This is a genomic window from Vallitalea sp., assembly GCF_025211055.1.
Lineage (GTDB): Bacteria > Bacillota > Clostridia > Lachnospirales > Vallitaleaceae > Vallitalea.
The window spans coordinates 1-7,840 of record NZ_JAOARO010000014.1 but is presented as its reverse complement, the minus strand read 5'-3'; the positions used below and the strand labels follow the sequence as shown (position 1 = coordinate 7,840).

The window sequence follows — 7,840 nt, the reverse complement described above, 5'->3', positions numbered from 1 at the left end:
GGAGGATTGAGTTTACTCAACATATTAATTAAGCTTCTAGCTTAGAACTTTAGTGGGCTTTAGCCCAGGACCAATTAGGACTTTCAGTCCTCGGCATTTATGCCATAAATCCACCTGCTTTAGCAGGTGGGTAGTTTAAGTCATTTAAAGTTAGATGCTTTATTAATAAAAGCTTTACTTAAAAATGGCGGGGTATGGAATACAGATGTATTAGCAACTGATATTATAAGTAAAAGACTTATACATTATAGATGTGGTGTCATTAAAAAAATAAGTGACAAATATTTTGAGAAAATTACAATGAAACTATGGTCCACAGCATAAATATATGGTATAATATATTGGGTTACGATTAAATTTTTAGGTGAGAATAATGTCAAAAAAAATGATTGAAAATCTAATTCCTATTAAAGAATTAAGTGAGTTAGCAAAAAAAGAAGGAAATAGTAAAAAACCTGTATATAGAATACATAAATGGTGGGCTAGAAGACTAGGCTGTATTGTTAGAGCACTTTATATTGCTTCAGAATTACCTTATGATGCTTCTGACGAAGAATTCTGGGATAAATTCTACTCTAAAAATTCAAGTGATTTAACAGTATTAGACCCATTCATGGGTGGAGGTACAACACTCGTAGAAGCTAAAAAGATGGGAATGAAAACAATAGGTGTAGATGTAGATCCACTTGCATGTTTTATTACCAAAAAAGAGCTAGAAGAATGTAATATAGAAAAAGTAAAGGAACAATATAGGATAATTGAAGAGAGAATAGCTGAAAAAATTTCAAATCTATATACAACCCGAATAGATGGAAAAGATTATGAGATAATAAATGCATTCTGGGTTTATGAAGTCAACTGCCCTAAATGTAATTCTAAAGTTAAAACGCATCCACATTATAAATTATATTATAATAAAGAGCAGAAATATATTTTTTGTTCACATTGTGGAGAGGTAGCTGTTATTAATGCTAACAGTGAAACTTATAATTGTAAAAAATGCGGTTCAATAACCGATATTGAGAAAGGTACATATAAACGAGGTAAATGCAAATGTCATTCATGTAATACTGATTTTATGTTAAGAGATAGGATAAAAGGAAGTAAGAGCCTTCGATTATTTGCTTTAGAGTATCTGGATGGAGAAAATAGAGTCTTTAAGAAGGCAGATTACAATGATATTAAAAAGTACAATGAAATAGACTGTAATGAATATATTGAAATACCAAATTCGAATATCCCAACAAAAAATAGAAAAGATATGCGTCCAATAAGTTATGGATATAATAGTTATGATGAGTTATTTAATAAAAGACAACAAGTAGCATTATCTATTATATATAATGAGATTAAGCATATACGAAATGCATCTATTAGAGAATGGTTTACTATAACTTTTTCTGATTCACTGGCTTGCAATAATATGTTATGCAATTATGCATATGGTTATAGAAAATTAACCCCTCTGTTTGGTATTCATGCATTTACAGTACCTGTAAGGCCTGTTGAAAATAATGTATGGGGGGCTACTTTTGGAAGAGGTTCTTTTAGTAAAGTATTTAATAAAACTATTAAAGCTAAAGAATATTGTCAGGATACATATGAGTCAAAGTATATTAATGGGAAGCATGAGAAGATATATACTGAAGAAAGTATAAAGTCTAAGGTGACTTTAAATCCAGCAACTTTTTATAATGGTAAATCAGATAGTTTAATATTAAATCGTAGTTCTGCTCAATTAAAGGCTGTAAGAGATAAGACAGTTGATATTATAATGACTGATCCGCCATACTATGATAATCTAAATTATTCTGAATTAGCCCATTTTTATTATCAATGGATAAAAGATGATATTCCATATAAATTTGATAACCATATAGATAAATCACTTCATGTTAATGATCTGGTAGAAAATTATCATGGAATATTTATAGAGCAATTAACTAGAGTATTTAAACAATGCTATAAGAAACTTAAAGACGATGGATTAATGGTATTTTCATATCATCATAATAAGGAAGATGCTTGGTTTGCTTTAAGTAAAGCGATACAGAATGCAAACTTTATATGTGTTAATATTTTTCCGATTAGGTCAGAAGGTAATAGTGCGTATCATTCCTCAGAAGGTTCAATAAAGTGGGATTCTATCTTAGTCTTTAGAAAAGAAGAATATTTAACAAAACAAAGAAGTAGTGCGAAAATGAAAGAATTTTGGGAAAAGCATATTGTTGATAATGATTTAGAGATGAATGAGTCAGATATTATTAGTTTTTATAGGTCTTTGGAATTAATTGTTTAAAATTAACATATAATTGTTTAAAAGTAGTGTTTTTATGAAAATGCTACTTTTTTATTGTATAAATATGGCAATATACTCTATAGTGTGATAAAATATTACGATAATAAGATGCATAAATATAACTTGTAAGAAATATATAACTATGTATTTTGTATAAAATAATATATGATATGTTTATATATTTTTAAGGAAAGTAGATGTAAATAATGATTAACTATAAAGGAGTGAAAATATGATAAAAAACGATAAAAAAAAGGTATATATCTTAAATAAATCAATTCTAGCCAATATTGCCAATGATGGTTGTAAAAAAAGAGCCATTAAAACAATGATCACAACAATAGAAAATAGAAATAAGAAGACCAAAGGGCGGGAAAGCTACAATTTTCATAATATAGGGGAAAAATTGAATATCAAGGGAATTCCAGCAAGAAATATAGTCCCTCTAGTTAAATATCAAGAGAGTGCTAAGAGTGCTGAATTAGCAAGTATATATAAGTTGTTAAATGAAGATAAAAATATTATATATACAGAAAAACAATCTAAGGCACCTGATCCAAATGATAATATACATTATGAGCCTTATATTTTTAATAAAGAAAACAAAGAATTATTAAAACAAAGTTACACTACAAGCTTAAGCAAACTATTTAATATTGACGATGATGATGCTATTGCATTAGATGAAGAGATAAAAAATGATAAAAATATAATTTACAAGATAGATAATATTACGGTAAAAGACGATACAAATAAAAGTAAATTTGAAGATATTGCAGATCCTGAGAAATACAATTATCTATATCAATTAAGATATGAAATTCACAATATAATTGAGGTTATAAGCAAGTTAGCACCTGAAAAAAAGGAGTTTTACAAAGAAAATAGTATTGAACTAGAAGCTTTTATCCCTGACTTCATAAAAATTATGCCTAAAGATTCATTTAGGGAAAATGGAATGAATTATAAAGTATTAAATGAACAATTTAATATAATTGAGTCAAAAAATGACAAAACAAAACTGGCTATTTGTGATGTGAAAATGTCAGATTACAGAGATAGCTTTTCTACTGAACTGGCAGTATATATGGTTACGTTACAACAGTTTCTAAATGAAAATAGATTAAATAATAGATATGAGGTTTTAGCTTCTGGTTTTATACTCAATGAATCTTTAAGTGAGCTTTTAACTTTAGATGAGAGTATATTAGATTGTAAAGAGATTTTCTTTGAGAATACTAAAAACAATATAGAAGCACTATTTATATCGAAGCTCCCAGAAATTATAGATATTATTAAGGGTAGAGATATAGAAAAATATAACAGTGTGATAATGACTCCTGCATGTAGCACATGCGATTATTATGGTGGGTATTTGGCTGGTAGACTTGAAAGAGATGGGAAAACTGTTAAATTAACAAATCTCAATACACAGCAGAGGTTAGCTGAAATAGATTGTATTAGTAATGATTTTTGTACAATTATCGAAAGAAAGAATGAGACAATAAATGTAATCCCTTCATTAAAAACTTCAGACAAAGATATTCTTATTAAAAATGATTGTTTGAAATATAGTGATATAACCAATAGAAAAATTGATGATTTACAGGCTAATATAAGCCTCTTTGCAAAAAAGAATAAAATAACAAAGGAAGTGAATTTGAAATTAGAAGATAAACAAAATAGAAAAAGGAATACAACGTTTGCTGAAAAAACTGCTAATGCTTCAAAAATTATTACAGGAGCACATAGGGCAACCATAAATTTCTATCTTGATGCTAAATATGATTCTCAGAATATTGGTTTATGTTTTGGTTATGCATATGAATATATTGATGGATTCGGTAATAAACCAAAAAGATATTATGACAATGATAATAAAAATTTTTGCATAAATGAAAACAGCAAAGGTTGGACAGGTTATCCTACACTCAATTATTCGGAGAAAGGTAGTCCTAAAAATATAATAAAAGGTAAATCAAATGTAAATGTAGTTGTTATAGATAAATTAAAATATGAAAGATATTATTTTTTAAGACTTCTTATAGATATTAATGAAGTAATCTCTTATTACGAAAAAGTAATGGATAAAGATGATATTAGAATAGCATTCTATTACTGGAATAATAAATCAATTGATTACTTTAGAAGGTTGTTCATGGAGATGCTATCTATAATAGTACCTAAATATAAGGAACATAGCAATGATATAGACATATCTGATGTTAAAAAAGTATGTTATCATTATGCCACCAAGGATTTTATATCACATTTAAAAAAGGTTTATTACAGATTAAGAGGGATGCTCACTGTTGAAAAGAGGGATCAGATTTATCTAGCAGACCGAGTTTTATTTTGTCTAAAAAATGCTATTGAAGATACATATGTATTAAATTCTGATTTTAATAATACTATGTATGAAGTTCATAGAAATTGCAACTATGTTGATGGTAAGTTAATAAAAGATAACTTCAAAAATATAAGTTTGTTTAAACGGTTTACAGATGAAATACATGGTGGAGTTCTTCCTAAACTACATAAAGATAATCAGAGCCGTAATGATCGATTAAATTATGAAATAAAAATTAAAAATATGCTGGAATGTAGATTATATACCATGGCTGAAATTCGACATGCAGTTAATAATTCAAGCATTAGCATAGAACCAAGGACCATCCCAAGTATGGTTAGTACAAAGAGTTTGGATAACTCTTACTTAGCAAATACACTATATTTATATTCTAAACTTCAGGTATATGCTGACAAAGAGAAGATTGAAAATATTCATGCGCAAGAAACACATCAAAAAATTGTCTTGGGCAATTCAATAAAATTGTCCTATGAAATAACAGGAGTAAAAAGACAAGAGTTACTGAAAGATGAAGCAAATAATCCAAAGCTTAAAATTTACCAAATTGATGATAGTTCTGTATTTGCAGATTATAAGGAAGGAGATTATTGTTTAGTATTATATCCCCAAGATAGACTTGAATATATATATAAAACGATTTCTTGTAACTCAAAATATAAAAATAATACTATCTTTATTGATGATATTGAATTACAAACCAAAATAAAAACTACAGTATTTAAAAACAAAAAATGGCTAGAACCAATGATTGACGATGATCCATCACTTAAAAATCTAGTATTTAGATATAGAACTATAATGAACAGATTAATTAGCATTAAAAGTTTTAATAGACAAAAGAAATATATTATCTTAAAGATAAAAGACTTAGGTTTAGATATTATAGAGTACCTAACCAATGATCCTTTACTAAACTTTGATTTTACGAAAAACTTAATTCTTGAGAAGGAGCATATAGACTTCTGGTTACCTAAATTAAAACAATGCATGGAAGAATATATTAAAAATGCTGATGCAAGATGGTTATTTGAGGATTACACCCCGATCACAATTAAAGACTCAATAGAAGATGAAATGAATAAGATAAAATCGCTACTTAATATAGATATTGAGGATTGTAAACTAGAAGCAATTGCATTTGCTATGTTACAAAGACTAAGTATTCTATGGGGACCACCTGGTACAGGAAAAACATTTACTATTTCATTGCTTATTATATATTATATACTCCAGAATATAAAGGATAAAAAGAGGATTTTATTAGTTGGGAATTATACTCCTACTTATAATATAATAAAAGAAATTATGGGGCTTTCAGATGATTACCAACAGTTAGGTGATATTAGAAAATATGTTGATATAAAAAGAATAATTAGCGATGAGAAAAGAGAAGACGAAAATTTAGGTGGAGTAGATTATATCAATCCGTACAGTCCGACAGGTACAATAGATGCATTAGAGATCAAAAATAAGGCTAATATAATAAGTATTACACCAAATCAAATATATAGTTTTTTTGTTAAAGGTACGAAAAAAAATAAAGCTACTAAAGTATTGTTAGAAGAATTAGAGAATAATGGATTTGATTTTATTATTGTTGATGAAGGAAGTCAAATGGAAATAGGTAAGTTTATTCCTGCGATTATTAGGGCAACTCAAAATACAACAATTTTAATTGCAGGTGATCCAAAACAATTACAACCTGTTTTAAAGGTTAAGATTAAGGATACTGAAGAAAATATTTTTGGATCTATTTTAGACTATTATTTGGAGAAGTATAATTATTCAGATGATATAGTAAGAGTTCTTACAACTAATAGAAGATCCAACAAAGTTATAGTCGAGGCAACAAAATATATTGCTGACTATAAAGATTATAAAGCACATGAAGACAATAAGGATAGAATGCTACATATAAACAAGGAGCTAGATTGTGAGAAGGAATTCTATTCGCTATTGTTAGACCCTAAAAAACCTATCAATATAATACGATATAATGATAAAGGTAAGTCAGGAAAGGTTAATCTATTTGAAGCAGATCAGATAGTTGACATCATAAAGTCTTTATGGATAAATATAGATGTTAAATATTATTTTAAAAATAAGTTTGATTATTTGTCAAAACTAAAAGTATTCTTAAAGAAAATATTAGGTGTTGTTGTTGTGCACAATGCTCAAAAAGTATGGATACAAAATAAGCTTTTTGATTATTTTAGGAAACAGGTTAATGATACTGACATTGATACTATTCAAGCACTCATTATTTCAGCTGTGGATACAGTTGATAGATATCAAGGCGGAGAAAGAGAAGTAATAATTGGTTGCTATGGAGTAAGTGAAAAAGAAATAATACAAAATGAAGCTGAATTCCTGTTTGATCCAAATAGAATTAATGTAATGTTATCAAGAGCTAAGTCAAAGTTCATACTAATTATACCCAATGAATTTTTGCAGTTTAATCCCTCAAAGTATGAAGTATTGGAGTACCAGAGAGCTATTTTGAAGTTAAATGAATTTTGTCATAGACAGAGGAAAATTCTAGACTACCCTTGGGACGACGATAAATATGGAACAATAAGATATGTAGGTTTTGATGATATTGAATAAGAATAAAAAATTATTCTATCGTTTAGATGGAATAAAAAAGATTGCCATTAGAATGGATTGAATCCTTACATGGCAAACTATTTTAGGAATAATAGCATGTATTGATGAAAAAATATAGCTATATATGGCAAACTTTATTATTACGCCACAGCCATATGTAGTTGTTAAATAAAGTCGGTAACTGTTAAATATAGTTGGTAACTAAAATATTAATAGTCCATTAGAAATAATTATGTGAATGAAAAAAATAATTAAGAGATGACGTATGTATATTGTTTATACCATAGCCAAAAAATTTATTATGAAAAATTTGATTTAAATAGTTTAGATATTATCAATGTTTAAAAATGGGGTAGGAAGTAAATATTAATAGTTAGGCGATAAGCCGATAAACTATTAGTTTACTTTCTGCCCTTTTAATATATGTAAGCGTCAAACCTTGCACACATACTAATGCTAATCTCTATCTGGTATAATAAATAACAAAGCCTCACCTATAGTTGTTATATAAGTAGAGGCTCTGATGGTATTATTTTTTGATAGGTACTTTGCAATCATTAGGT

At 27.7% G+C, this 7,840-nt stretch carries 2 protein-coding genes; both read left to right on the top strand.

Annotation, left to right across the window (positions count from 1 at the left end; translation table 11 throughout):
• Window positions 1-373: 373 nt before the first annotated feature.
• Window positions 374-2,299, top strand: a complete 1,926-nt coding sequence (locus N4A55_RS01940; protein WP_293753728.1) for a DNA methyltransferase — start codon at window positions 374-376, stop codon at window positions 2,297-2,299.
• Between the two features lie 232 nt (window positions 2,300-2,531).
• The gene (locus N4A55_RS01935; RefSeq protein WP_293753727.1) at window positions 2,532-7,277 is read left to right on the top strand and encodes a DEAD/DEAH box helicase; all 4,746 of its coding nucleotides are present in this window, start codon (window positions 2,532-2,534) and stop codon (window positions 7,275-7,277) included.
• Window positions 7,278-7,840: the final 563 nt, after the last annotated feature.

Excerpts from the sequence above, each read along its gene's own strand:
- N4A55_RS01935 (WP_293753727.1), top strand. The coding sequence starts at position 2,532 with ATGATAAAAAACGATAAAAAAAAGGTATATATCTTAAATAAATCAATT.
- N4A55_RS01940 (WP_293753728.1), top strand. The coding sequence starts at position 374 with ATGTCAAAAAAAATGATTGAAAATCTAATTCCTATTAAAGAATTAAGT.